The sequence below is a fragment of the Haloarcula sp. Atlit-7R genome (assembly GCF_003666065.1).
Taxonomy (GTDB): Archaea; Halobacteriota; Halobacteria; order Halobacteriales; family Haloarculaceae; genus Haloarcula; species Haloarcula taiwanensis.
Window position 1 is genome coordinate 179,301 of sequence record NZ_QXIK01000005.1, and the last position, 24,538, is coordinate 203,838.

At 63.5% G+C, this 24,538-nt stretch carries 19 protein-coding genes, 1 tRNA gene and 1 pseudogene; 9 read left to right on the top strand and 12 right to left on the bottom strand.

Features of this window, described 5'->3' with window-relative positions:
- Nucleotides 1-136: 136 nt before the first annotated feature.
- The 3 genes from D3D01_RS12735 to D3D01_RS12745 all read left to right on the top strand — a co-directional run bounded on the left by D3D01_RS12735 (nucleotide 137) and on the right by D3D01_RS12745 (nucleotide 2,846).
- Nucleotides 137-1,222: a nitrous oxide reductase family maturation protein NosD gene (locus tag D3D01_RS12735; protein WP_121512435.1), complete on the top strand. Its 1,086-nt coding sequence runs from the start codon at nucleotides 137-139 to the stop codon at nucleotides 1,220-1,222.
- A 95-nt stretch (nucleotides 1,223-1,317) separates the two neighbouring features.
- Nucleotides 1,318-1,388 (top strand) — tRNA-Pro (locus tag D3D01_RS12740).
- A 207-nt stretch (nucleotides 1,389-1,595) separates the two neighbouring features.
- On the top strand, nucleotides 1,596-2,846 hold the full coding sequence (locus D3D01_RS12745; protein WP_121512436.1) for a mandelate racemase/muconate lactonizing enzyme family protein: 1,251 nt from the start codon (nucleotides 1,596-1,598) through the stop codon (nucleotides 2,844-2,846).
- An 82-nt stretch (nucleotides 2,847-2,928) separates the two neighbouring features.
- On the opposite strand, the gene D3D01_RS12750 is transcribed toward D3D01_RS12745, so the two are convergent.
- The 8 genes from D3D01_RS12750 to D3D01_RS12785 all read right to left on the bottom strand — a co-directional run bounded on the left by D3D01_RS12750 (nucleotide 2,929) and on the right by D3D01_RS12785 (nucleotide 12,612).
- Nucleotides 2,929-4,800, bottom strand: a complete 1,872-nt coding sequence (locus tag D3D01_RS12750) for a PAS domain S-box protein (RefSeq protein WP_121512437.1) — start codon at nucleotides 4,798-4,800, stop codon at nucleotides 2,929-2,931.
- Between the two features lie 54 nt (nucleotides 4,801-4,854).
- Nucleotides 4,855-6,483: an AMP-binding protein gene (locus D3D01_RS12755; RefSeq protein ID WP_121512438.1), complete on the bottom strand. Its 1,629-nt coding sequence runs from the start codon at nucleotides 6,481-6,483 to the stop codon at nucleotides 4,855-4,857.
- Nucleotides 6,476-7,330, bottom strand: a complete 855-nt coding sequence (locus D3D01_RS12760; RefSeq protein WP_121512494.1) for an alpha/beta fold hydrolase — start codon at nucleotides 7,328-7,330, stop codon at nucleotides 6,476-6,478. Before D3D01_RS12760 ends, D3D01_RS12755 begins: the two co-directional genes overlap by 8 nt.
- Before the next feature lie 73 nt (nucleotides 7,331-7,403).
- Nucleotides 7,404-8,567, bottom strand: a complete 1,164-nt coding sequence (locus D3D01_RS12765) for a branched-chain amino acid ABC transporter permease (RefSeq protein ID WP_121512439.1) — start codon at nucleotides 8,565-8,567, stop codon at nucleotides 7,404-7,406.
- Between the two features lie 136 nt (nucleotides 8,568-8,703).
- A complete protein-coding gene (locus D3D01_RS12770; protein WP_121512440.1) occupies nucleotides 8,704-9,693 on the bottom strand; it encodes a branched-chain amino acid ABC transporter permease in 990 nt (329 codons plus the stop codon).
- Nucleotides 9,690-10,388, bottom strand: a complete 699-nt coding sequence (locus D3D01_RS12775) for an ABC transporter ATP-binding protein (protein WP_121512441.1) — start codon at nucleotides 10,386-10,388, stop codon at nucleotides 9,690-9,692. Before D3D01_RS12775 ends, D3D01_RS12770 begins: the two co-directional genes overlap by 4 nt.
- Entirely contained in the window at nucleotides 10,385-11,197 is an 813-nt protein-coding gene (locus D3D01_RS12780; protein ID WP_121512442.1) for an ABC transporter ATP-binding protein, read from the bottom strand. Before D3D01_RS12780 ends, D3D01_RS12775 begins: the two co-directional genes overlap by 4 nt.
- A 2-nt stretch (nucleotides 11,198-11,199) precedes the next feature.
- The gene (locus D3D01_RS12785) at nucleotides 11,200-12,612 is read right to left on the bottom strand and encodes an ABC transporter substrate-binding protein (RefSeq protein ID WP_121512443.1); all 1,413 of its coding nucleotides are present in this window, start codon (nucleotides 12,610-12,612) and stop codon (nucleotides 11,200-11,202) included.
- 163 nt (nucleotides 12,613-12,775) lie between these two features.
- On the opposite strand from D3D01_RS12785, the gene D3D01_RS12790 reads away from it, so the two are divergent.
- The gene (locus D3D01_RS12790; protein ID WP_121512444.1) at nucleotides 12,776-13,474 is read left to right on the top strand and encodes a cupin domain-containing protein; all 699 of its coding nucleotides are present in this window, start codon (nucleotides 12,776-12,778) and stop codon (nucleotides 13,472-13,474) included.
- A 262-nt stretch (nucleotides 13,475-13,736) separates the two neighbouring features.
- On the opposite strand, the pseudogene D3D01_RS12795 reads toward D3D01_RS12790, so the two are convergent.
- Nucleotides 13,737-14,427 (bottom strand): annotated as a pseudogene (locus D3D01_RS12795) (helix-turn-helix domain-containing protein).
- Between the two features lie 153 nt (nucleotides 14,428-14,580).
- Here D3D01_RS12795 and ppc point away from each other — a divergent pair.
- The 5 genes from ppc to D3D01_RS12820 all read left to right on the top strand — a co-directional run bounded on the left by ppc (nucleotide 14,581) and on the right by D3D01_RS12820 (nucleotide 19,851).
- The gene (ppc, locus tag D3D01_RS12800; protein WP_101349865.1) at nucleotides 14,581-17,277 is read left to right on the top strand and encodes a phosphoenolpyruvate carboxylase; all 2,697 of its coding nucleotides are present in this window, start codon (nucleotides 14,581-14,583) and stop codon (nucleotides 17,275-17,277) included.
- Nucleotides 17,278-17,374: 97 nt separating this feature from the next.
- A complete protein-coding gene (locus D3D01_RS12805; RefSeq protein WP_121512445.1) occupies nucleotides 17,375-17,827 on the top strand; it encodes a universal stress protein in 453 nt (150 codons plus the stop codon).
- Nucleotides 17,828-17,989: 162 nt separating this feature from the next.
- Nucleotides 17,990-18,688 (top strand): sensory rhodopsin III, encoded by a 699-nt coding sequence (xop2, locus tag D3D01_RS12810; RefSeq protein ID WP_121512446.1) that lies wholly within the window; start codon nucleotides 17,990-17,992, stop codon nucleotides 18,686-18,688.
- A 72-nt stretch (nucleotides 18,689-18,760) separates the two neighbouring features.
- The gene (locus D3D01_RS12815; protein ID WP_233563349.1) at nucleotides 18,761-19,315 is read left to right on the top strand and encodes a HAMP domain-containing protein; all 555 of its coding nucleotides are present in this window, start codon (nucleotides 18,761-18,763) and stop codon (nucleotides 19,313-19,315) included.
- A gap of 71 nt (nucleotides 19,316-19,386) precedes the next feature.
- Nucleotides 19,387-19,851 (top strand): hypothetical protein, encoded by a 465-nt coding sequence (locus D3D01_RS12820; RefSeq protein WP_121512447.1) that lies wholly within the window; start codon nucleotides 19,387-19,389, stop codon nucleotides 19,849-19,851.
- A 43-nt stretch (nucleotides 19,852-19,894) separates the two neighbouring features.
- On the opposite strand, the gene D3D01_RS12825 is transcribed toward D3D01_RS12820, so the two are convergent.
- Genes D3D01_RS12825 through glpA form a run of 3 tightly spaced genes read right to left on the bottom strand, consistent with a single transcriptional unit; the run spans nucleotide 19,895 to nucleotide 24,259 of the window.
- Complete coding sequence (locus D3D01_RS12825; RefSeq protein WP_121512448.1) at nucleotides 19,895-21,271, bottom strand: anaerobic glycerol-3-phosphate dehydrogenase subunit C; 1,377 nt, start codon at nucleotides 21,269-21,271, stop codon at nucleotides 19,895-19,897.
- On the bottom strand, nucleotides 21,268-22,542 hold the full coding sequence (gene glpB, locus D3D01_RS12830) for a glycerol-3-phosphate dehydrogenase subunit GlpB (RefSeq protein WP_121512449.1): 1,275 nt from the start codon (nucleotides 22,540-22,542) through the stop codon (nucleotides 21,268-21,270). Before glpB ends, D3D01_RS12825 begins: the two co-directional genes overlap by 4 nt.
- Entirely contained in the window at nucleotides 22,532-24,259 is a 1,728-nt protein-coding gene (gene glpA / locus D3D01_RS12835; RefSeq protein WP_121512450.1) for an anaerobic glycerol-3-phosphate dehydrogenase subunit GlpA, read from the bottom strand. The genes glpB and glpA overlap by 11 nt, the downstream gene beginning before the upstream one ends.
- Nucleotides 24,260-24,538 lie beyond the last annotated feature (279 nt).

Consider the following 24,538-nt stretch of genomic DNA (forward strand, 5'->3'; position numbering starts at 1 on the left):
AGTCCGGCCGATAACGCTTTCGCGGGCCGCGCCGCCGCGTGCGTCGCCGGTACGTCCAGCTTTACTGCAGCGTACTGCCGGCGACGAGTGAACGAACACTACGGTTTACATCTATTCGCTCCCTATCACCCCAACTATGAGAAGTACGCGTACGAGGCTACTTGCCCTCCTGTTGTCGATACTGCTGACACTGGCTGCCATGCCAGCCAGCGTGGCCGGGTCCCAGACAGCAGCGGAGACATTGACCGTCGACAAATCCGGGAGTGCCGATTACCGGTCGATACAGGCCGCCGTGGATGCCGCCGATAGCGGCGACACTGTCGAGGTCAGGCCGGGCACCTATCGTGAGGAGATCCGGATCAATCAAAGTATCACTCTCGTCGCACCTGACCGGGCGATACTGGACGGGTCGCGCTTCGTCAACGGGACCGGCATCACGGTGGCCGGCACAGCTGAAGCGAACGTCACCGGATTCACCGTACGGAACTACCGCTTCGGTCTCGCGGCCAACGGAACCAGCGGCGACTGGACGGTCACTGATACGACAGTTATCGCTACCGATGTCGGCGTCTACGCGCCCAACACGACTGGAAACTGGACTATCGAGGACGCCGCCGTCGCCAGCACGACCTACAGCGGCGTGTTCGCCCGCGGCACCAGCGGCGACTGGACGATTCGCGATACCCGCTTCGTCGAAGTCGGCGGTGACGGCGTCGACGTCCGCAAGTCCGCCGGTGACTGGACGGTCGCCGCGGTCGTCGTTGACCGGTCCGGCGCAGACGGCGTCGACGCATCCGGAACGACTGGCGACTGGACGGTCCAGAACACGGAGGTCCGTCGTAGCGATACTGGCGTCAAAGCTATTGACAGCGACGGCGACTGGACGGTGACCGACCTGACGGTCACTCAGAGCGACACCGGCCTTGTGACTGCCTTTTCGACTGGCGCGTGGGCACTCGAAGATACCACGCTCGAAACCCGAGATATTGGGGTCTTCACTGCTCGCACGACCGGTGCGTGGACCATCCAGAACACGACTATCGAGAGCCGACTGCAGGGAATCCACGCCGTCAAGACGAACGCCTCATGGACTGTCTCTGACTCGACAATCTCCGTGACCGCAGGGCAAAATGCCATCGGTGTCGATGCCCGGTCTGCGACCGACGGCTGGTCGCTTACCGACGTCACCATCGAAAGCCCCGGTATCGAAGTCGCCGAGTGACCGGCCGCTCCGCCACTGCTCTTCCCCGTCACGGGCTGGCACTCTCGTCATCAAAGCGAAGCTCTTAATTAAAACACCCACCTCTCCCAGAGTGCGGGACCGTGGGGTAGCGGTATCCTCGGCGCATGGGGTGCGTCGGACCTGAGTTCGAATCTCGGCGGTCCCACTTCAACTTCTCTAAAGCCATCTCAGATAGCAACAGCGACACTCGACTAAGTCGACTTCTAACCTATAATCAGGGAGTAACAGGCATCAGCGTAGCAAGGGCGGTGAGCTGAGCGCAGGGCTGTGAGGCAAAGTGAGTGTCGTGTAGCCGTGGCAGTGTGAAACCGATTTCCTCTACACTTTTGTGACGCCACTAGCAAGCGGGGGTATGGGAAAGGCAAACGACGTAGACTACGCTGACCTGCACGACCCGAACGCAGAGTACACAATGCGGGAGCTCTCTGCGGAGACGATGGGCGTCACCGCAAAGCGCGGTGGTGGCCGCGACGTGGAGATCACCGACGTACAGACGACGATGGTCGACGGGAACTTCCCGTGGACGCTCGTCCGAATCTACACTGACGCAGGCATCGTCGGCACGGGCGAGGCCTACTGGGGCGCTGGCGTCCCAGAACTCATCGAGCGGATGAAGCCGTTCGTCGTCGGCGAGAACCCACTGGACATCGACCGCCTGTACGAACACCTCATCCAGAAGATGAGCGGCGAGGGGTCCGTCGAGGGCGTGACCGTCACGGCCATCGCCGGTATCGAAGTGGCGCTACATGACCTCGCGGGCAAGATTCTCGAAGTGCCAGCCTACCAGCTCTTGGGTGGCAAATACCGCGACGAGATGCGCGTGTATTGCGACTGTCACACCGAGGAAGAGGCCGACCCCGAGGCCTGCGCCGAGGAGGCGCGCCGCGTCGTCGACGAACTGGGCTACGACGCCCTGAAGTTCGACCTCGACGTGCCAAGCGGCCTGGAGAAGGACCGCGCGAACCGCCACCTCCGTCCGGGCGAAATTCGACACAAGGCCGAGATCGTCGAGAAAGTCACCGAAGAGGTCAAAGACGAGGCTGACGTGGCCTTCGACTGTCACTGGACGTTCTCGGGTAGCTCCGGGAAGCGCCTCGCAGAGGCTATCGAAGAGTACGATGTCTGGTGGCTGGAAGACCCCGTTCCGCCGGAGAACCTCGAGGTACAGGAGGAAGTCACCAAGTCCACGACCACGCCGATCACCGTCGGCGAGAACCGCTATCGTGTCACTGAGGAGCGGCGGCTTATCGAAAACCAGGCTGTCGACATGATTGCGCCGGACATGCCGAAGGTCGGTGGCATGCGCGAGACGCGGAAGGTCGCCGACGTGGCGAACCAGTACTACATCCCGGTCGCGATGCACAACGTTTCCTCACCGATTGCGACGATGGCGAGCGCCCACGTCGGGGCCGCGGTCCCGAACTCGCTGGCTGTCGAGTACCACTCCTACGAACTCGGCTGGTGGGAGGATCTGGTCGAGGAGACCGTCATCGAGGACGGCTATATCGAGATTCCGGAAGAGCCGGGGCTCGGAGTCACACTCGATCTCGACGCCGTCGAAGCGCACGTCGTCGAGGGCGACACCGTCTTCGACGAAGCGTAAGGTTCAGCCCCCATCTGTTGGTGTTGACTGGGACGGCACCGGGTGACGTGGTGGTCACCCGAGAGTACTCACGGCGGTACAGTTACGCCGTCTCGAACTCGACGCCGGTGACCTCGAAGCGAGCACCGCCGGCGTCGCTTTCCGTGACCGTTATCGACCAGCCGTGGGTACCGACGATCTCACTGACGATTCGGAGGCCGAACCCGGGACCCGAAGCCAGCGAGTAGCCGCCCTCGAACACGTCTTCACGCTCGTCAACCGGAATCCCGACGCCGTCGTCCGCGACGTAGAACCCGCCGTCCAGTTCGCCGATAGTTATCGTCAGGCCGGCGGTTGCTCCCTCCGACTGTGATACCGAGGCCGTCCCCAACTGCCCGGCGGCGTCATTCTGTCTCTGGGTAGGCGGCGTCTGTCCATGCTCCACGCTGTTACGGAGCAGGTTCTCGAACAGTTGCCGGAGGCGGCTTGGGTCCGCCCGGACCACGGCCGAGGTCCGTAGCTCCAGCGTTGCATCGCCAGTCTCGACGGTTTGCCAGCACTGCTCGACGATTGTCTGGAGCGGCACCGGCTCGCTGTCGAGTGCGGCCTCGCCGTTCCGGGCCAGTGTCAGGAGGTCCTCGATGAGCTGTCCGATACGGTCGTGGGCTCGCTCGACTGCGTCGAGGTGCTCGCTGTCGTGTTCCAGCTGTGCGAGCTCTAGCTGGCCCCGGGCAACGTCAAGCGGGTTCCGGAGGTCGTGACTGACGACGCTGGCAAACTCGTCGAGGCGCTCGTTTTGCCGTTCAAGAGCCTGTTGACGGCTGCCGCGGGGAGCGGTCTGCCGTCCGATACCGGCCACGCCGAGCGTCGAGCCGTCAGCAGCTGTTATTCGGCCACCGGTGAATTCGTACGGGACTGCCGTTCCGTCGGCAGTCAACAGCTCAGCTTCGAACGACGACTCACCGGTCGCAAGAGCCGTCTCGATACCTCGGCGAACGCGTTCACGATCAGATGGGGCGAAGAGGGCTGGTAGCGCCATCGATGCGAGATCAGCGTCCCCGTATCCAGTGGCTGCCGCCAGTGCATCATTCCAGCGAACGAGATCACCGCTTTCGTCGAGTGCATAGAACAGATCCGGGACTGCATCGACCGGCGCGTCGAGGCTATCCAGTTCCGCGGCGCGTTCGGACTCGCGTCGCTTCCGCTCGGTGATGTCACGCGAGGCGCCGACGATTCTGGCGACAGTGCCATCCTCGATAATGGGTTGGGCCGTAGCCCGTACCCAGCGCTGTTCGCCCTCCGGTCTAGTGATTCGGAATTCGATATCGGCAGAGTCGCCGGCTGAAACGCGCTGCATCGCCTGCATGACACTGTCCTGGTCTGTGGGATGAATCGCCGTCATGAACTCCGCGGGATTGGCCTGCAAGGACTCGACGGAGCGGCCGTAGATGGTTTCGTATGCCGAATTGACGAACTGTATCTCGGACCAGTCCCCGGAAAACACCCACAGCAGTTCGGCCGACTGCTCTGCCAGCTCTGTAAGTTGCTGTCTGGTCCGGCTGGCGAGTTCCGCCGACTGGTGGTGTTCGGCGAGCAGCCGAATCCGATTGGCGAGGAGGTCACTACGGCCAGCAGCTGTGTCTCTGCTGAAAACGTCGGTGACGCCGTTCGAGAGTACGTCGCTGGCGACGGAGTCCGACTCAGTCAGCAATAGCACCGGGACAGTGTTGTCCCGCTCGCGGACCGCGTCAGCGAACGCACAGCCGGACCGGTCTGGGAGGTCATCCGCGACGACGATGCCATCGATAGCGGTACCTTCGAGGCGTTCGAGCGCTCTGTCTGCCCGGTCGGTTGTGGTCAGCGTAAGCGAGTCCTGGTTTCGACTATCCGGGAAATCGACAGGCTCGTCGAGTAGCGGCGTGTCGTCTACCTGCAACACGTGCATCGAATCTGCGGTCGCATATGTGTCAGACATATTGTGTAAATAGAACTGCATCACCCCTCTTGAAGCTACGCCTGGATTGACGGATTACGACCCAAACCGGTCCGAGATTGCACCCCGGTCAATCTTGTCCGGGCCGCTGGTCGGCATCGCCTCGAGGAACGCAACCTCGCGGGGGTGTTTGTACCGGGCTAGTCGGTCGTCAAGGAACGTCCGGAGGCCGTCAAGTGTCAGCGGCCGGTCGTCGGCCCCGCCCGTCGTGCTATCGGTCGCAGGTTCGATGACGGCCTTCCCGACCTGTCCCCACCTGTCGTCTGGGACCGGAATCACGACGACTTCACTGACCGAGGGATGGTCGGCGATAGCGTCCTCGACCTCCGCTGGATAGACGTTCTCGCCGCCGCTGACGAACATATGCTTGGTACGACCTTCGATATAGTAGTAGCCGTCCGCGTCGACACGGGCGAGGTCGCCGGTCGACACCCAGCCGTCGCCGAACGTCTCGGCGGTGGCGTCGGGGTTGGCAAGGTAGCCCGTCGCGGCGTGGGGCGAGCGCAACTGGAGTTCGCCGACGGTGCCGGGGTCGACTGGCTCTCGCTGGTCGGGTTGCTTGTCACCATCGCCCGCATCGTCAGGCGCGACGACTCTGGCGTCGACGTGCATCGCCGGCTTGCCGACCGAATCGGCCTTCTCACGGGGCCAGCCCTCGGGCATCGCGAAGTTGTTGGGACCGCACTCGGTGAGGCCGTACCCCTGTGAGAGGTCGACGCCGCGGTCCCACCACGTCTCCATCACGCTCTTGCGGCAGGGGCCGCCGCCGGACTTGGCGAAGCGGAGCGTCGAGAGGTCCGTCTCTGCCCAGCGGTCGTGGTCCGTCATCATCCGCAGTACAGCCGGGACGGCGACGAGGACGGTCCCGCCCTCCGCGTCGATGGTCTCCAGTACGTCGCCGGGGTCGAACTCGCGGGCGATGACGACTGTTCCGCCCATGTGCCACAGCGGGACGGTGAGGACGTTCCAGCCGCCGGTGTGGAACATCGGGAACACCATCGGCGTTACGTCGTCCTCGCGCAGCCCCCAGGCCGTGATCGTGTTCAGGGAGTTCCAGACGATACCGCGGTGGGTGATTTTCGTCTCTTTCGGCGTCCCCGTCGACCCGCCGGTGTGGAGGAGGAGGTGCGTGTCGCCGGGGGCCGGAGTGGCGGTTTCGACGGGCCCGTCGTCCTCGGGGAGGGCCGAAGCGTAGGGCGTGCTGTCGAGCGTGGAATCCGAGGACGCGCCGTCGGCGGTTTCGAGATGGATGAGTTCGGGGACCGTCGCGTTTGCTTTCTCCAGGGCGGTCGAGACAGTCTCGGCGAAGGGGACTTCGACGACGAGGAGGTCGGGGTCTACGCGGTCGAGCAGTTCGGCGAGTTCAGGAGGTGCGAGCCGGTGAGACAGCGGGGCCAGTCGGCTCCCGGTCTTGCCGGTCGCGAAGAAGAGGTCCACGACGGCGGGGCGGTTCCGCGAGACGACCGCAACACTCGATTCATCGCCGACGTCGTACTGCCGGAGCAGGCGAGCGGTCCGGTTCGCGCGCCGGTCCAGTTCGGCGTACGTGAACCGCTCGCCGGTCGTCGCGTCCACCAGTCCCTCGCGGTCCGGCGTGAGCGCGGCCCGGCGCTCGCTCCAGGCACTGACCCACTCCTGTGGGGTGCCGGGACCGATTTCAGACATCGTCGATGAACTCCCGAATCTGTGTGTTGACGCGCTCGTACTCCTCGATGAACAGCAGGTGCGGGCCGCCGTGGACGGTGACGAAGTCGGCGTTTGGCAGTCCGCGGGCCAGCAGTTCCCCGTTCTCGTAGGGCACCACCTCGTCGGCGGTCCCGTGGATGACCAGGCACGGCTCGGTGATTTCCCTGAGGCGGTCCGACGCGTCGAACGCCTGGACCGCCGCGCCTTGCCACTCCAGTGCCCGGTCGCTCGCGTCGCTGTCGATGCGCCAGTCGACGATGCGTTCGATGAGGTCCTCGTGGGCCGTCATGAACGACTCCGAGAGCGCCGGTTGCATCTTGTACCGCCGGAGTTCCCGCTCGTCGAGGTCGTCGGGGACGGCGAACATCCGCTGCTGTGTCTCCTCGGGCACCGGCCTGGCCTCCGGCCCGCCCGGTGAGGTACACATGAGCGTCAGCGACTGCGCCCGGTCGTACTCTAGGGCGTACTGCTGGGCTATCATCCCGCCCATGCTGGCCCCGACGACGTGGGCCTGTTCGATGCCGGCGTCGTCGAGGACGGCCTCCAAGTCCCCGGCCATCTGGCCCATCGTGTACGGCCCCTCTGGTTCGTCCGAGTCCCCGGTGCCGCGGTTATCCCACACGATGGTCTGGTACTCGTCGACGAGCGCCTCCTGTTGCCACAGCCACATCCAGCGGCCGTAGCCGATACCCTCGACAAAGACGACGGTCTCGGCGTCCGGCGGCCCCTCACGTTCGTAGGCGATGTCGACGCCGTCGTTGGTCGCGTATTGCATAGTGGTCGGTTCTGGTTGGAAATCCTTCAAGTGGTCCGGTTCCTGGCTCATCGTGGTTCTGCCTCCGGTTTCGGTCGGTCGGGCTGTCGGGCGGTCGGTCCGGCGGTCGGGTGTCCGGCGTCGGTCATTCCGAGTCACCCCATAGCTTTGCGGGCAGTGCCTCGGCGAACGTGCCGCCGAGCCGGGCGCGAAGCGTGCCCAGCAGGCCGTCGGGGACGTAGAGGACGAACAGCACGAACACGAGGCCGACGTAGAGGCTGGCATGCCCGTTCAACAGCAGGTCGATGAGGCCGCCGATGGTCGTCCCGCCGACCAGCGTCGTGTCCAGCGTCCCCTGGCCCAGCAGCGCGCGGAGGTAGGGCAACAGGCCGCCGCCCTGCCCGGCCTTCGAGAGGAACTCTCGCACCGTTTCGTCGAACAGATGGCCGTACAGCGAGCCGGCGAGCGTGCCGAAGCCACCGATGATGCTCGCCAGCAGCGCGTCGCCGGTCACCAGGAAGTAAAACGAGTTCTCCGGGCTGGCCGAGCGCTTGAACCCGGCGAACAGCCCGCCTGCGACGGCGGCGAAGAACCCGCTGATAGCGAAGGCTCCGAGCTTGTACAGGTAGGTGTTGTAGCCGACGGCGACGGCCCGCTCCTCGTTTTCCCGGATGGCGAGTAACACCCGGCCGAAGGGGGAGTGGATGACCCGCTGCATGGCGAAGTAACACGCGAGGACGACCAGCCCGACCATGTAGTAGGACACTTCCGTCCCGGACAGCGTGGCCCCGAGCAGGGCCACCTCGTCGCCAGTGAGGACGCCGATAGACAGCGATAATTGGTCGATTCCGGGGACTCCGATCTGGAAGCCCTCGGCGTGGCTTGGTCCGACGGCGGGGCCATCCCGGGGGTTGGTCGCCACGTAGTCCCAGCCGCGGACGAACACGTAGAACACCTGCGCGAAGCCGAGCGTGATCATCGCGAAGTACACGCCCGAGAGGCGGAACGACACCAGCCCGACGAGTATCGCCAGCACGATGGCGATGAGACCGCCGACCAGCAACGACAGCATGAACGGCGTCCCGGGACCAAGCAGCGGCACCTTTCCGTTGGCGATGAGGATGACCGTGTACGCGCCGGTGCCGTAGAACACCGCGTGGCCGAAGGAGAGGTAGCCGGTGTAGCCGCTGATGAAGTCAAACGAGATGGCAAAGAGGCCGAAATAGAGGACGCCGACCATCGTCTCCACCGTCGGCAGGAGCATCTGCGTCTCGGCGCTGACCGGCGAGCTCAACAGGGTGTGGTACACCGGCGGATACAGCGCCAGCAGGGCGATGACGAGGATGTGGGCGGTGTGGTCCCGCAGGTACTCTCGGGGCCACCCCGTCTCGACGGTCGTCTCCGGTGGCTCGGACGCCGCCTCGGCGTCGGCCTCGGTCTCGGCGCTAATGGCCCCCCACCTCCTCGACGCCGAACAGGCCCTGCGGGCGGACGATGAGCGTCACCACGAGTACGAGGAACAGCACCAGTTCCGGCAGGCCGGTGAACTCGATGACGTTCTGGAACCACCAGGTCGTCACCGCGTCGGCCATCCCCACTACGAGGGCGGCCACGACGGTGCCCCGAAACGTGCCGAGGCCGCCGACGATGACGACGATGAACGCGGGCAGCAGCGTCTCGGCCGCAAGCGGCACACTCGCGCCCCACGTCGGGTCCCACATCAGCAGCGTTCCGGCCGCGCCGGCCAGGCCGATACCCAGCGCGAACACGACAGTGAACACCTGGCGCACGTCGATGCCCAGCGCCGCCGCCATCTCCGCGTCCTCGCTCCCGGCCCGGATGTACAGGCCGTACCGGGTCTTCGTAAGGAACGCCCAGATGCCGACCACCGTAATCGTGCCGAGGAGTATCTGGAACAGCGACATCCACCCGGCGCTGACGGGACCGAGAGCGACCGGTTCCCGGAGGAACTGCGGCTTGGTCGCCAGCGCGGCCTGCCAGTCAGACAGCGGCTGGAGGCCGTAGACCCCCAGCACGATGCGGGTCAGCTCCTCGATGACAAGCGTCAGGCCGAACGTCAGCAGAATCTGGTATATCGGCGGGCGGTCGTACAGCGGCCGGATGATGGTCGTCTCGATGGCCCCGCCGAGCGCCGTCAGCAGGGCGAAGGCGACGACGATGGCGACGAAGAACAGGCCGAGGCGAATCAGCGGCGCTGTCCCGCCGGTGACTGTCACCACCATCAGGAGGCCGCCGAGGTACGCCCCGACCATCGTCAGCGAGCCGTGGGCGAAGTTCAACACGCCCATCAGGCCGAAGATGAGTGTGAGGCCGCTTGCGATCATGACGTACAGCGCCGACTTGGCGAGACCGTTGACGATGACGCCGCCGAGTTCGCCCAGCGTCAGAAACTCCGCGAGCGCTTCGACTATCATGCCGACAGGTACCTCCTGAACCGTTCGTCGTCGGCCGTGACCGCCGCTGTCTCGCCGTCGTCGACGACCCGTCCTTTGTCGAGGATGTAGAACCGGTCGGCCAGGTCCAGCGCCAGCGGGAGGTTCTGCTCGACCAGCAACATCGTCACGTCCTCGCTCGCCGTCGACAGCGCCTCGGCCACGTCCGCGACGATTTGAGGGGCCAGCCCCTCGCTCGGCTCGTCGACCAGCAGGAGGTCGTTGTCGCCGACCAGCCCGCGGGCGATGGCGAGCATCTGCTGTTGCCCGCCCGACAGCGTGCCGGCGTCCTGACCGCGTCGCTCTTCGAGGATGGGGAACGAGTCGAAGGCCAGCCGGAGGCCGTCGCCCACGTCGTCCGGGTCCGGTATCGCTGCACGGAGGTTTTCCTCGACCGTGAGCTGACCGAATATCCGGCGGTCCTCCGGAATCCAGCCGAGGCCGCGACCGGCGACTTCGTGGGTCTCCAGGCCAACCAGGGACTCGTCCCGGAAGGTAATCGACCCCTCACGGGGCGGCGTCAACTGCAGAATCGTCCGGAGCGTGGTGGTCTTGCCGACGCCGTTACGGCCGGCGAGCGCGACCACCTCTCCCTCCTCAACCGAGAGGTCGACGCCTTCGAGGATGTGGCTGTCGCCGTAGTAGGTCTGGACGCCGGCGAGTTCGAGCAGGCTCACGCCGTCCCCTCCCCCGAGTCCGGGTCTGACTCGGCCGCTGTCGACTCATCATTCAGACTCCCCGGCTCGTAGCCGCCGAGATATGCCGACTGTACGTCGGGGTTGGCCCGCACCTCTGCTGGTGGCCCGTCTGCGATGACCGCGCCCTGATGCAGGACGACAACGCGGTCGGAGACCCCCATCACGATGTCCATATTGTGCTCGACCAGCAACACCGGGTAGTCCTCCGCTACCGCTTCGATGAGGTCCCGGATTTCCTCGACGCTCTCCGAGGAGACGCCGGCGTTTGGCTCGTCCAGCAGGAGGACCGCGGGGTCGCCGGCCAGCGCGATGGCGACTTCGAGCTTGCGCTTCGCGCCGTGGCTCAGCGTGCTCGCGATATCTTGCGCCCGGTGGGCGAGCCCCACCCGGTCGAGAAGCTCGTGGGCGCGCTCGGTGAACTCGTCGTAGTGGTCGACGTTACGCCAGAACGTCGTGGCGTCGTCGCTGTGGGCCTGTTCGGCGACCCGGACGTTCTCCAAGACCGTGCTGTTGGGGAAGACATTCGTCACCTGATAGGAGCGGTGGAGGCCCTTGCTGGCTGTCTCGTGGGGTGACGCGTCGGTGATGTTTTCCCACCGTCCGTCACGCTGGAGTTCGACCGTCCCCTCAGTGGGCGAGAGGGTCCCGGTCAGCAGATTGAAGAACGTCGTCTTCCCGGCCCCGTTCGGACCGATGAGCGAGCAGAGTTCGGTGTCGAGTTCGAAGTCGACGCTGTCGACGGCAGTGAGTCCCCCGAACTCTCTGGTCAGTCCCTGTGTTCTGAGCATACCTACAGTGAACAGCCCATCTGATCGCTGTCCTGCGGGATGGTCGTCTCGTCGGCGCTGATGCGAGCGAGCGGTTTGCCGGGCATGATGGCAGCGCCCCAGTTGTCGGCCCACTCGTCGGTCGTCGGGATCGGGTTGGCGACGGTCATCGCCGACCGCGCCTGATTGTTGTACGACTGGAAAGTGTAGCCGTTCTCGCCTTTCGGCGTGTCGGTGACAGTCAGCCCCTTCAGGGCAGTGGCGATGTCTGCACCGTCGGTCGACCCGCTCTCCTGAATGGCCTGATGAATCGCCGACGCGCCCGTGAACGTCCCCGCCGAGAACAGGTCCGGGACGACGCCGTAAGCGTCGGTGTAGCTCTCGACGAACGCGTCGTTGATGGGATTGTCGTACTGATTCCAGTGGTAGCGAGTCGTGAATGGCCCCAGCTGTGAGTTCCGTATCTTCTCCTCGGTCAGGGGTTCGCCGAGTACGCTCTGCATCGTCCCGCCGACAACGCTGTTGGTGATTCGGGTTGCGAACCCGCCGAACACGCGGTAGGAATACTCGCCCGAGAGGAACGCATTGAACATCGCCGGGAGCGTCGCGACTGTGAAGCCGCCGACGACCCCCTCAGCTCCGGCCTCCTCGGCGTTGTCCAGCAAACCGTCCCACTCGGCGTAGCCCTGTTCGACAAAGCGCTCACCGACGATGTCGACGCCCTCGGCTTCGAGCACGTCTCGGTAGTTGTTGACGACTGCGCGGCCGAAGCTGTAGTCCGCGCCGAACAGGTAGACGCTCGATACGTCCGTCTCTCTGGCGACGTACTTCCCGCCCGATCGCGCGTCCATCGCGGTGTTCTCGCTGGCCCGATAGACGAGGTCGCTACAGGTAGCCGAGTTAGACGTGATGTCGGCCGACGCCGCGGGGCCAAGCATGATCGGGACCTGTGCCTGATTGACGACCGTCGTGACGACCCGGCTGGCCGCCGCCGAGGACGTACAGCCCGCGAGCAGGTCCACGCTCTCGTTCTCGACGAGGTTCGTCGCCGCCGTCTGGGCCGTGTCCGCCGAGAACTCCGTGTCCCGTATCAGCAGCCGGTACTCCGTGTCATCAGCAGTGACCGTTATTTCGCCGCTCCCGGCGTCTGTTGGCGGCTCCGTCCCGCCCTTATACGCCAGCCCGGAGAGGAACCCCCACAACGCCTGGTCGCCGTAGTACTTCAGGTCGCCGGCTCGGGGCTGGAGCACCCCGATGGTAACTGTCTGTGCCGAGCCACTGCCGCCCGATTCACCGTTCGTGCCGCTGTCCGTCGTACCGCTGTCCGAATCGTCTTGTTCAGTCATGGATGAGTCGTCTCCGACACAGCCGCCGAGCCCGACGACACCGGCACCGAGCGCGCCGAGAACGCGCCTCCGTGTAGCCGTATTCTGCATAACAAATAATTGTAGACTCGCCACCCACATAATGCGTCGAGTTAACATGTTAACACGGTAGGAATAAGCGGTGATAGTAATACTCGCGTCTGCTCGCGTGTGGAGTAAGCAGAACAGCGGCTCTTTTCACCAGCCATATGTGTGTTAAATTAAAAATAAGGATATGCCCTCTCAGATTACAGGCCGACCACTTGACGACGCCGGGAACCCGACTGCGGGGCCGGCACTCGAAATTGACCCGGAAGGGCGTGCTATGGAACTGTTTTCGGAGTCCCCCCATGCACTCGCATCAAGTCCGGGCATGGGAATGTGGTCGGCAATACTGCGGTACCCGGAATCAGGCACGAGCCGCACTCCCACCATGCTTGTCTGGCTCGGTCCAGAGGCCACGACACTGCCGGCGCACGTACATACGAGCAGTACAGAGACGTTTCAGTCGGTCGAAGGTGAACTGACTGTTGTCGTTGATGATTGTCCCAATCGCCTCGCTGCTGGCGACGAACTCACGGTCGACCCGGGGGATTCGCACTACTTTAGAAACGACACTGACGATTTTGTTGCGTTCCAGGTGGAAGTCCCATGGAAGAAGACAATCGACACGCAGTACATGGTTGCAGGGCTCGATCACGAGGGATATCTCGGAGCCGATGACGAATACGGAGAACCCGATTTCGCTCAGGGACTATTGCTGGCCGAGTATGTCAAGGACGAGACACGAATTACCATTGCGCCACAGATCGTTCAGCAGTTACTCTGGGCTTCTATCGGCCGAGTCGCACGCCTGACTGGTCGTAGGGCGATGGACGAGCGGTACTTACGAGACCAGTTCTGGGAATCGAATGTCGAGCAGCCAGATATTTGACGGCCCTCTGATACACCGTGAGCGGGCCCTCGCTAGCGCAGTGCGGACGGTCTTTCGCCTGAGTTGACCGGTTCGTATCTCGGCCGATGCTGTCGGTGCTATCTCGTGGGGATGTAAGCCTATCATCGACACCGTTGCTCACGCGCTGAAAGTGTTCAGAGCCTACACAGTGGCCAGCCGAGGAGGAGGAGGTGACAGCCACCTGCTCCGCCCAGTTACCACTCCAAACGGAGACACGACCGGGCCGCTATCCACGTCGAACTCAGTCCTCGATGTCGTCCAGTGCTTCGACGACGCGCTCGATCATCTTCCGCTCGCCGCGTCGGAGATTCTTCGAGACGGCGGGTTTGGACACACCGAAGTCCTCGGCAAGCGACCCCAGCGTCGCGTCCCGGGGCGACTCGAAGTAGCCCTCGGAGACGGCGGTTTCTAGCGTCTCGCGTTCGGTGTCCGAGAGGTCCCGACAGCCGTCGACGAGCGTCATCGCCGCGCCGGCGTTCTGCACGAGGTCCTGGAGCTGTGGGAGCGTCGTCGACGTGCGCTCGACCACGTCGTACTCGTTGTCACGGTCAAGCTCTGAGAGCGTCGTGTCGGCGTCGCGGCCGCGGTCGAATCCAACGTGCCAGGTTTCGCTGCCCGCCTCGATGTGGAACGGGCCCGTGATGTACCCGCCGTTGTCCCGGATGGTCTGCATCGCCGCCGTTTCTTCGATCGTCGTCCGGATGTGCGCGGCGTAACAGCACACAGTCGTTCATGTTCTCGTGAGCCTGCAAGCTGTCCAGCCCCGTATCGAGTATCCCCGCGTCCTCGGCTTCAACGACCATCCGCGTTTCCAACTCCCGCGCACGCTGATCGAAGTCCCAGTGTACTGCTGCAAAGGCGACACTGTGGTCTGCCGTCGTGTCGATGAAGGGGCAGTCGTACTGCTCCATGTCCAGAGCGATGTCTATCATTGGCAGTCCACTGTCTCGTATGTAGTTCGTGTGATACGGTAAAGAATCCCACGATTAATGATAGCTATTTCCCGCAACCGGATTCTTCACGAACGTCTATCCCTGATACACCGTTTCAATAGTGTTTTAGGGCTCGGTTCTGGAGGAAGTGGTATGACTTTGCACGCCAGAGAAATAAACCAGGACGTACGGGAGCTGGGTGCGCTCCTGGGCGAAGTGCTGGAGGCACAGACCTCGACCGAAGCGTTCGAAACGGTAGAAACGATTCGGAACTCATGTATCGACTACCGGCGCGGGGACGCCGAGACGCGGGACGAGGTCCACCGGGCACTGAACCGGCTGAATCCGGAGACGCAGGACATTGTCGCACGCGCGTTTACGACCTACTTCGAACTTATCAATCTCGCCGAGGAACGCGAACGGGTCCGGGAAATCCGAGAAGGCAGTCAGGAAGGCGTGCTGGCAGACAGCGTCGAGGAAGCCGTCCGGGACCTGGCCGAACGCGGCGCGGACCCGGAGGAGTTCGAGCAGGTCCTCGAAGACGTGCTCATCCAGCCGACGTTCACGGCCCACCCGACCGAAGCCCGCCGGAAGACAGTGAAGGCGAAGCTCCGGTCAGTGGCCCGTGACATCGAACGACTCGACGAGCGGCGACTCACCGAACGCGAACAGAATCGTATCGAGCGGGATCTCGACGCCGAAGTGACAAGCCTCTGGCAGACCCCGCAGGTACGGGACCGCCGGCCGGAGGTCACCGACGAGGCACTGAACGTGCAGTGGTACCTCGAAAACGTCCTGTTCGATGTCATCGACGAGGTGTACGACGAACTCGAACACACGCTCGAAGACGTGTACGACGAGGACATCGATATCGACACCCTCTACGAGTTCCGCTCGTGGGCCGGCTCGGACCGTGACGGCAACCCGTTTGTCACCACCGAGGTGACCGAGGAGACCCTAGAGCGCCAGCGCGATACCGTCCTGCCGCTGTACCGCAACAAGCTCAAGGAACTCTCCGGCGTGCTCAGTCAGGACGCCTCGAACATCGCGACCGACGCGCTGTTCAACGAGCGACTGGACCGGCACAAGTCCAGGCTCCCCGGCATCGCCGCGGAGGCTGAGGAACGCTATCCGGACGAGCCCTACCGCCAGAAGCTCCGGCTGATGCGCGAATCCGTCATCCGGGTCAGCGACGTTCGTCAGGGCGGCTACGAGAACGAGGAGGAACTGCTGACCGACCTCCGCGTCATCGCCGACAGTCTTCGGGAGAACGACGCCGAAGTCATCGCAGAGGCTCACGTCGACCCGCTGATCCGCAAAGTCGAGACATTCGGCTTCACCCTCGCTAGCCTCGATCTGCGCGACCACCGGAAGATGCACACCGACGCCATCGCCGAGGCTGTCGACCGGCAAGGCATCGATTACGCGGCGATGGACGAGGACGAGCGCGTCGAGTTCCTGACCGAAGCGATTCTGCAGGACAACCCCGTCATCGACATGGAAGACACCGAGGGGCTCTCGGAGGATGCTACCCGCGTCCTCGACCGCTTCCGCGCCACCGCCGACTGGCAAAACGAGTTCGGCATCGACGCTATCGACACCTACGCCATTTCGTGGTGTGAGGAGCCCAGCCACGCGCTTGAAGTTCTGTTCCTCGCTGACCAGGTCGACATCGTCGACTTGCCCGGTTACTGCGGGTTCGACGTGGTGCCGCTGCTGGAATCGGAGTACGCCCTCTCGGGCGCGCGCCGCATCATGGGCACGCTGTTCGAGAACGAAGCCTACTCTCAGGCACTGGAGGCCCGGGACAACATTCAGGAAATCATGCTGGGCTACTCCGACTCGAACAAGGAGAACGGCTTCCTCGCCGCCAACTGGTCGCTGTACAACAACCAGAAGCGTCTGGCGGACATCACGGACGACTACGACGTGGAGATGCGTCTGTTCCACGGCCGCGGCGGCTCTATCTCTCGCGGTGGCGGTCCGATGAACGACGCCATGCTGGCCCTGCCAAACGAGACGGTGACCGGCCAGATCAAGTTCACCGAGCAGGGCGAGGCCATCGCCGAGAAGTACGCCAACCACGACATCGCCGAGCGCAACCTCGAACAGATGCTCAACGCCCAGATTCGGGCGCGGAAAAACGCCATCGAGGAGCCGGTCGAGGAGATCCCCGACGAGTGGGAGGACGCAATGGAGACGGCGGCCGATGCTGCCCGCGACGAGTATCAGGACCTGCTTGAGACCGACGGCTTCGTCGAGTTCTTCGAGCAGGCGACGCCCATCACCGTCATCGAGAACCTCAACATGGGCTCGCGACCGGCCTCCCGCAGCGAGGACCGCAGCGTCGAGGACCTCCGTGCCATCCCGTGGGTGTTCTCCTGGACGCAGGCCCGCTGTATCATCCCCGGCTGGTACTCCATCTCGACCGGGCTGGACGCATACCTAGAAAACGGCGGCGATATGGAAACGCTACAGGAGATGTACGAGAACTGGCCGTTCTTCCGGACGAAACTCGACAACGCGTCGCTGGCACTCGCCCGTACCGACCTCGGAATCGCCGAGGAGTACGCCGACCTCGCCGACCCCGAACTCCGCGAGCGTATCTACCCGCGAATCGTCGAGGAGTACGAGGACACTGTCGAGAAGGTGCTCGAAATCACTGGGCAGGACGGGCTCCTCTCGCGGGACTGGCTCAAGGAGAACCTTGAGCGCCGGAACCCGTACGTCGACCCGCTGAACCTGTTGCAGGTCCGCCTGCTCAAGCAGTCCCACCGGACCGAAACCGAGCGCCGGACCCTGCGGCTGACCGTCCAGGGCATCGCGGCCGGAATGAAAAACACTGGGTGAGCCACTGAGCGTCACCGGCTGCGGCATAGCTGGAATAACTTACTACGAAAGTAGTACCCATCGAAGGATTTAGGCGTCTGCCCCCGGAGTAGCCGGTATGGCACTCGAAACCGTTCTTCTCGCAGTTGGACCGAACGACGCCGACCGAATCGACGAACTCGCTGACGCCGTGCTTGATATCGCGAGTCCGGCCGGCGCGACGGTCATCGTTGCACACGTATTCACCGACGACCAGTACGACGGCGTTGTCGACAGGCTCGAATTCGAATCGACCGGCGAAGCCGACCCCGACGAAGTGGCCGACCGCCACACAACCGTCCGGGACCTCGTCTCCCGGTTTAACAACGCCGGCCTGTCGACACAGGTCCGCGGTGCCGTGGGCAACCACGGTGAGCAGATCGTCGACCTCGCTGAGGGCACAGACTCGGACCTCGTCGTCGTCGGCGGCCGCAAGCGCTCGCCGACCGGAAAGGCCGTCTTCGGCTCCACCGCGCAGGAAGTCATGCTGAACGCGCCGTGTCCGGTTACGTTCGTCCGCGGCGGAGAGTAGCGAAGGCGTCCCCGGCGAAGTGTACAACTCCATTTCAGGGTCCCTTTTCAGGCGTCTATACCGTGATATCGTTCGCCAGCCGCGCATCTCGTATCCCGAATACTATCATAGTACGTACCAGATACACAAATATTGAAGTCAAGCCAGTCCTGCGGAACGGATATGGCTCAAGAAATCGTCTGGTACGGGGCTGGGGCTGGAACGTTCTTCGTGTCGGCCGTAGTCTTCGTCTGGTTCGCCGCGACGAGGGGGAGTCTCGGGTCTTCGTTCTACTACCTGCCACCGATACACGCCTCCGTCGCGGGAGCGGCATACGTGGCGATGGCACTCACAGCGGGCGGGCAGCTCGGTGGCTCGGTTAGCATCACGACGCTCAGGTTTGCCGATTGGATCATCTCGACGCCGATCATCACGTACTATCTCGCGCGGCTGGCTGGCGTCGATACACAGACGCGGTGGCTTGCGGTGGCCGCAAACGTGGTGATGATCGGCGTGGGATACGGCTTCGTCAGTATCTCGGGGTCGCTCCGGTGGGTTGCCTTCGCCGTGTCTTCGGTCGTGTTCCTCGGGTTACTCTACTTGTATGTCAAAACGTTTGCTCGGACGATTAACACTGCAACAGCGACCGTTCGCAGCCTGTTCCTGAGCCTCCGGGACCTGACCGTCGTGACGTGGTCGCTCTACCCGGTCGTCTACTTCCTGGGTCCTATCGGGGCGGGAATCATTCAGACACCCGACCTGAACTTCCTCGTCGCGATCCTCGATACCGTTGCCAAAGTCGGATTTATGTCGATTCTGCTTGTCAGATACAACTCGGTTGAGACGTTCGTCGACAGCTGGTCAGTAGCTCCCGCCGAGTGATCGACACTGGTGGCTTCATGTATATACCAGATACACTTGGTTTTATCCGAGGGAAATCCCTAGCACGGCCACATGTCGGCAGTAACCGAGCGGAGTGGCTCGTACGGTCGGACCTTCGGGGTAGGGGCGGTGTTGGTTCTCGTGCTGGTCACGCTGGCGGTGGTGAACGTGTACACCAATCTGGCTCCCGAAATCAGCGGTTCACAGCAGTCGATGCTGCTCTCTGGACTGGTGGCTATACTGCTGGTCGTCACAGTCGCACTGCTGTTCGTGGCCACGATTATCGGACGGGAACGGACCGCAGCCGTAGAGACACTCGCTGCGCAGGCGCGCCAGATTGAGCAGGGAGAGCTCGATATCGATCTTGCGACGAACCGGACAGACGACGTGGGGGACATATACCGGGCCCTCGCCGTGTTACGCGATTCAGAACAGCTAGACCGGCAGCGGGAGGTCTCTGCGGAAGTCGTCGCACAGTACTGTGAAACGGCTGCCGAAATTTCGAACGGTGACGACGACAGCCGGCTGGAGGAAAACGTAGACGACCCACAGCTGGCGGAGTTAGCGATGCGATTCAACGAGATTCTGGACCAGCGTAAACGGGACGCAGAGATCGATTCCCGGTAAGGTGGTCTCATCGTTGAACTGTTACCAGCAGATTTGCCGGCGGCAACTGGCCGCGAGAGTCACGAAAGTCAATGACAGACAAGCCCGACGAAGACGCGTTCGAACCGAACCGTGTGAGAATCTCTGGGGAGACCGAAGCGGACATCGTGGCGCTGTCACTCAGCCTCGACTCTGATACGATTACCATCGACACGCGGACCGGTACAGTCTCGAGCGAGCAACTGACGGTTCCGTATGACCGCCTGGAGTCAGTCCACATCGTCCGCGAGGGAACATACACTGTGGTCTTCGAGACGGACCGGTGTGAGTACGCGGTCACAAACCTCGCAGCCGACCGGGCAGCCGTACGGGAGCTCGTCGATTACGCCCGGCAACAGGGTGGACTCAGAACCGAGCGAGAGTCGAGCGACTCGACAGCGGAGTCACAAGCTGCAGACGCACCAACAGAGCGGGACGACGGAGAGCCAGAACGGGAAGCGGCACCGGAGACGGAACTCGACGAGTGGACCTGGGGAGAGACGTCCGGGACCGACTGACTGTCTCAATCACGGCGGCAGCCCGTGAACTGTCGGCCAGACGTTACTCCACCAGCGCAGCATCCAGCAGTTCGAGCGGATGCCGGATCTCGTAGCCGCTGCCGTGTTCCATCTGCATCGCACAGGTCGGGCACTCGGTCATACCGGTATCGCCTTCGGCGTGTTCCATGTGCTCGAACATCGCCTCGCCGATTTCCATCGACTTCTCGTATTTTTCCTCTTTCCAGCCGTAGGTTCCCGAGATGCCGGAACAGGAGTCGCCCACGTCCTCAACTTCAGCGCCGTCGAGGTCGCGGAACAGTTCGACGGCCTGGCGATCAAGCCCCTGGTTGCGTGAGTGACACGGGGCGTGGTAGGCGAACTCTTCGGCCAGCTCACCGTCCACGTCAGCCGCCTGTACTTCGCCCTTGAGGTCCTCGTGGATGCGGAGGTACTCGACGGCTTCGAACGTGTTCTCCGCCACTTTGTCGATGCCGTCGATGTCGAACAGTTCGGGGTACTCCTGTCGGAGCGCCATCGAACAGGAGGTACAGGAGGCGATGGCGTGGTAGCCCTCGTCGATGAGTTCTGACATCGACGAGACGTTGGTCTCGGCGTGGCGGCGGGCGTCGTCGAGCATCCCGTTGGCGAACATCGGCGTCCCAGAGCACTTCTGTTCTGGCGCGACGACCTCGTAGCCGAACTCCTCGTACACCCGGACCATGGCCTTGCCGACCTCCGGCGTGTTGTAATTGGAGTAACAGCCGTGGAAATACGCGACCTTCTTGTCGGCGTCTTCGGGGAGTCCGCGGCGCTCGCGCGCTTCCCTCGCGTTCTCACGCGAGGCCGCCTGACCGCCGCGGTCGGCCCACCACTCGCGGAAGGTCTGCCGTGCGAACTCGGGGAAGTCGCGCTCGCTGGTGACGCCAAGTGTCTTCTCCATGACCCAGCGGGCCGGGCCGAAGTTCATGGCGAAGTTGGCCAACCGCGGGACCTTGCTCGCAAAGAACGCGGAGGTGCGGTAGTTCGCCAGAATGCGGTTGCGGATGTACTCGACGGAGAGTTTGTCCATCTGCTCGCTGACATACTCCCCGCGAGCGGTGTTGTGCATCTGGCTGAGCGGGACGCCAGACGGACAGGCGTTGTCACAGCGCATGCAGTTCGAGCAGTCCATCACCGAGTCGTCGACGGTGTAGTCGTCGTCGGACTGCTTGAGCCGCCACTGTTCGGGACCCTGGAACTTCGGGCCGGGGAAGTCGTCGTCGACCTCCGCGACGGGGCAGTTCGTATCGCAGGTCGAGCATTTATAACAGGAGTCCGCGCCGGGTCGGAGGTCGAAGTCGTCGCTGTCGGGGAAGACATCAACTGGTTCGAACTCCTCGCCTGTATTCGGTGCTACCGGGTCAAAATCTGTCTCTGGTGGGGTTTCAGCGTCACTCATCGTGCCTCCTGTGCGGCGCGCTGGCCCGCCGCGTAGCCTGTTGCAATCGAGACCCCGCTACCGGACTTCTCGGCGGCGAAATCGTACCCGCCAAGCACGGAGCCGGCGGCCCGCAGGTTCTCGAACTCGCTGTGCTCACTCGCGTCGAGGGGGCGCAGGTCGTCGTCGGTCGCCACGCCGTAGCGGGCGAACTCGTGGTCGCCGAACAGTTCGCCCTCGAACCAGTCGTAACGGTCCTCCGCGTGGGGGACATGGCAATCGAAGATGGGTTCGTACACCCCGTCACGGTCGGACTCGACGCCCTTGCCGACGAAGCCGCCGGTCGCGAGGACGTACTGGTCGGCGCTGTTGGGAATCTTCGCACCGTTCTTCTCGATGAATACCTTCTCAATGCGGGCCTCGCCCTCGAAGTCGACGACGGGGTTTCCGGTCTCGATGCTGGCTCCGGCCTCGTCCAGCGCCGAGAATAGCGCGTCCTCCAGTCGGAGACCGGGCAGCGACGGCGGCCCCATCGGGACTTCGAACACGTCAACGCCAAGGCGGTCGCCCAGTGCGTCGCGGATCGCGCCGGGGTTGTCGTCGCCGAGAATCGCCGGGAATCCGACCCGCTCTTCGTCCTCCAGCAGCGGGTTCACGCGCTGTGCCAGCGCCTCGCGGGCCGGGACCATGCGCCCGCGGACCGCCACCTCGCTGTTGGTATCGAGCAGTTTGGCGTATCGGGTGACCTTCGCGTCCGCGCGCAGGTCGCCCGGGAATCGGATCGTCTCGCCGCGGACATCGAACGGGACGCCCGTCGCGTCGAGATGGGCAGCGACGTGGGGGGCGTCGAAGTCGACCATCTCCTCGATGCCGACAAGCAGCGTGTCGCGGGTGTCGCTGGCGAGGCCGGCGCTGGCTCCAGCCGGGTAGCGGGCGGTCGGCTTGATACTCCCGCCGTGGGTCGGCAAGAGCGCGTTCGTCTCCGTGTGTTCGCCTTCGTAGGTCGGGACCGCGTCGTCAAACAGCGACAGCGCGTCACGGACCGTCTGGACGCCGACTTTCCGGTACGGGTGGCTCTCCGGGAGCGACGGAATCGCCTCGTACGGGTTGGTCAGTGGGCCGTCGCCGTCTGGCGTGTAGCCGAGCACGTCAACCAGGCCAGACGCCTGGCGAAGCGTGCTCTGCTTGTAGGAAACCAGTCGCACGTCGGCTCCTTCTCGGGCGGCCGCCAGCGCACTGGTCAGTCCGCCGAGGCCGCCGCCGATGACGAGTACCTCTGACTCAATAGCCATCTGTCCCTCCGTCGGCGGCCACGTCCGCGCTGTCGACGCCGCCCGCCTGACTTTGGCCGGTGTCGAACGCCGAGAAGTCGACCGGATCGCCGTCCGCCGGGTCCTGATCGCGGTTCTGTGTCGTTGCGTGCAACGCGTAGTTCAACGCCGCCTGCGAGAGCTGTTCGCCCCAGAGGGCGTGGCGCTGGCCCTTCCAGCGCTCCTGGAGCAGTTCATCCCAGGCCTCGCGGACGATGCTCTCGTCGTACTCCGAGTGGAGTTCGCTCGCCATCCGGTGGGAACAGAAGCCGCCCTGGCAGTTGCCCATCGACGCGCGGGTGCGGATGCGGACGGCGTTGAGGTCCGAGCCGGACCCTTCGATAGCGTCCTGAATCTCGGCGCGGGTGACGCCTTCACATTCGCAGACGGTCGGGTTCGGGCCGTCCGTTTTGAGTACCTCGTCGGCCCGGGAGCCGAGTCGCTCGACGCTCCGCCGACCGATGGGCGAGCGCAGCCCGAACTCGTCCATGTAGTCTCGGAGCACCGAGAAGTCCTCGCTGCCCGGAAGTGGCTCGTCGGCGGTCCGGCAGTCGGCGTCGATGCCGAACTTCCCGCAGACGTGGTCGCTTATCTGCTCGCCCATCATCCGGTAGGTCGTGAACTTCCCGCCGACAATGCTGGTCATGCCGGGGAGGTCGTCGCGCTCGTCGTGGTCGAGCAGGAAGAAGTCCCGCGTGATGTCGGTCGGGTCGTCACTGCCGACGTCCGGCGGTTCGTACAGCGGGCGAACGCCCCAGAACGAGCGAATGGTCCGCGCCTCGTCGAGCATCGGAACCAACTCCGAGAGGGTGTCGATCATCATGTCGACCTCCCACTGCTCCTCGGGGTAGTCTTCGGGGTCCTCGACCTCCTCGTCAGTCGTCCCCAGAATCGCAGTCGTCTCGTGGGGGACGACGATGTCCGCGTCGCCCTTCGGTCGACAGCGGTTGATGACGGTGTCGACCTGACGGATGTTCATGATGGTCATGACACCCTTGGAGGGGCGAACTTCGATATCCAGCCCAGCCATGTCACCGATGCGGCCGGCCCAGGCACCAGTTGCATTCACGACGTAATCAGCGCGGATCTGTTCGGTTCCGCCCTCCGTGCCGTGGACGCGTTTTCCGGGACCGGAGTCGTGTTCGACCTCGATACCGACAACTTCGCCGCTCTCGACGATGAGGTCGGTGACTTTACTGTGTGTCTCGATGCGTGCGCCGTGTTCCTGTGCGCTCGCAGCATTCGCGACCACCAGCCGGAACGGGTCGATAGCCCCGTCAGGAACGCTGATTGCCTTGTCGATGTCCTTCGCCAGGTGTGGCTCCATCGCGCGGGCTTCTTCGCCCGAGACGACTTCGGCGGGAATGCCGCACTCCTCACAGCCGCTGAGCTTCTTCTGGAAATACTCCTCGGAGTCCTCAGGTCGCTTGACGAACAGGCCACCGGTCATTTCGACACAGTGGCTTGCGATGTCACGCAGTACCCGGTTTTCCTCGATACACTCGGTCGCGCTGGCCTGGTCCGAGACGGCGTATCGCCCGCCGCTATGGAGCAGCCCGTGCATTCGACCGGTGGTCCCGTGGGTTAGATTCCCCTGTTCTACGAGGGTCACGTCGAGCCCGCGCATCGCGAGGTCCCGCGCGATGCCCGCCCCAGTCGAGCCGCCACCGATGACGGCGATGTGTGGTGTCGGTCCCATCTATCTTTCCGTGATTTTGGAGCGCACACACTTCACTTTACCGTTGCTGGTGCTTGGACAGTAAATTTTCTATGTAATCATGAGGAATACCGTGACACCTACTGTTAATTGTGAACGCACAGCATATTATTTTTCGCTGATTGGCCAGGTAGTGGTTGACCACATTCTCTCAAATTCGAGAGATAACTCCATATTTTCAAATACTGGCGTACTAGAGACGACGTTGTAGAATGGAAACCGCGCTCGCGTATTAATTATCACTCCTACCGTTTCGACAGT

What these genes read in the sequence shown, in the direction of transcription:
- D3D01_RS12770 (WP_121512440.1), bottom strand. Translation starts at nt 9,693, where the DNA reads ATGATAGTCGAAGCGCTCGCGGAGTTTCTGACGCTGGGCGAACTCGGC.
- D3D01_RS12815 (WP_233563349.1), top strand. Translation starts at nt 18,761, where the DNA reads ATGTCGGCAGTAACCGAGCGGAGTGGCTCGTACGGTCGGACCTTCGGG.
- D3D01_RS12755 (WP_121512438.1), bottom strand. Translation starts at nt 6,483, where the DNA reads ATGTCTGAAATCGGTCCCGGCACCCCACAGGAGTGGGTCAGTGCCTGG.
- D3D01_RS12735 (WP_121512435.1), top strand. Translation starts at nt 137, where the DNA reads ATGAGAAGTACGCGTACGAGGCTACTTGCCCTCCTGTTGTCGATACTG.
- D3D01_RS12760 (WP_121512494.1), bottom strand. Translation starts at nt 7,330, where the DNA reads ATGAGCCAGGAACCGGACCACTTGAAGGATTTCCAACCAGAACCGACC.
- D3D01_RS12750 (WP_121512437.1), bottom strand. Translation starts at nt 4,800, where the DNA reads ATGTCTGACACATATGCGACCGCAGATTCGATGCACGTGTTGCAGGTA.
- xop2 (WP_121512446.1), top strand. Translation starts at nt 17,990, where the DNA reads ATGGCTCAAGAAATCGTCTGGTACGGGGCTGGGGCTGGAACGTTCTTC.
- glpB (WP_121512449.1), bottom strand. Translation starts at nt 22,542, where the DNA reads ATGGCTATTGAGTCAGAGGTACTCGTCATCGGCGGCGGCCTCGGCGGA.
- D3D01_RS12825 (WP_121512448.1), bottom strand. Translation starts at nt 21,271, where the DNA reads ATGAGTGACGCTGAAACCCCACCAGAGACAGATTTTGACCCGGTAGCA.
- ppc (WP_101349865.1), top strand. Translation starts at nt 14,581, where the DNA reads ATGACTTTGCACGCCAGAGAAATAAACCAGGACGTACGGGAGCTGGGT.
- D3D01_RS12745 (WP_121512436.1), top strand. Translation starts at nt 1,596, where the DNA reads ATGGGAAAGGCAAACGACGTAGACTACGCTGACCTGCACGACCCGAAC.
- D3D01_RS12790 (WP_121512444.1), top strand. Translation starts at nt 12,776, where the DNA reads ATGCCCTCTCAGATTACAGGCCGACCACTTGACGACGCCGGGAACCCG.
- glpA (WP_121512450.1), bottom strand. Translation starts at nt 24,259, where the DNA reads ATGGGACCGACACCACACATCGCCGTCATCGGTGGCGGCTCGACTGGG.
- D3D01_RS12820 (WP_121512447.1), top strand. Translation starts at nt 19,387, where the DNA reads ATGACAGACAAGCCCGACGAAGACGCGTTCGAACCGAACCGTGTGAGA.
- D3D01_RS12780 (WP_121512442.1), bottom strand. Translation starts at nt 11,197, where the DNA reads ATGCTCAGAACACAGGGACTGACCAGAGAGTTCGGGGGACTCACTGCC.
- D3D01_RS12785 (WP_121512443.1), bottom strand. Translation starts at nt 12,612, where the DNA reads ATGCAGAATACGGCTACACGGAGGCGCGTTCTCGGCGCGCTCGGTGCC.
- D3D01_RS12805 (WP_121512445.1), top strand. Translation starts at nt 17,375, where the DNA reads ATGGCACTCGAAACCGTTCTTCTCGCAGTTGGACCGAACGACGCCGAC.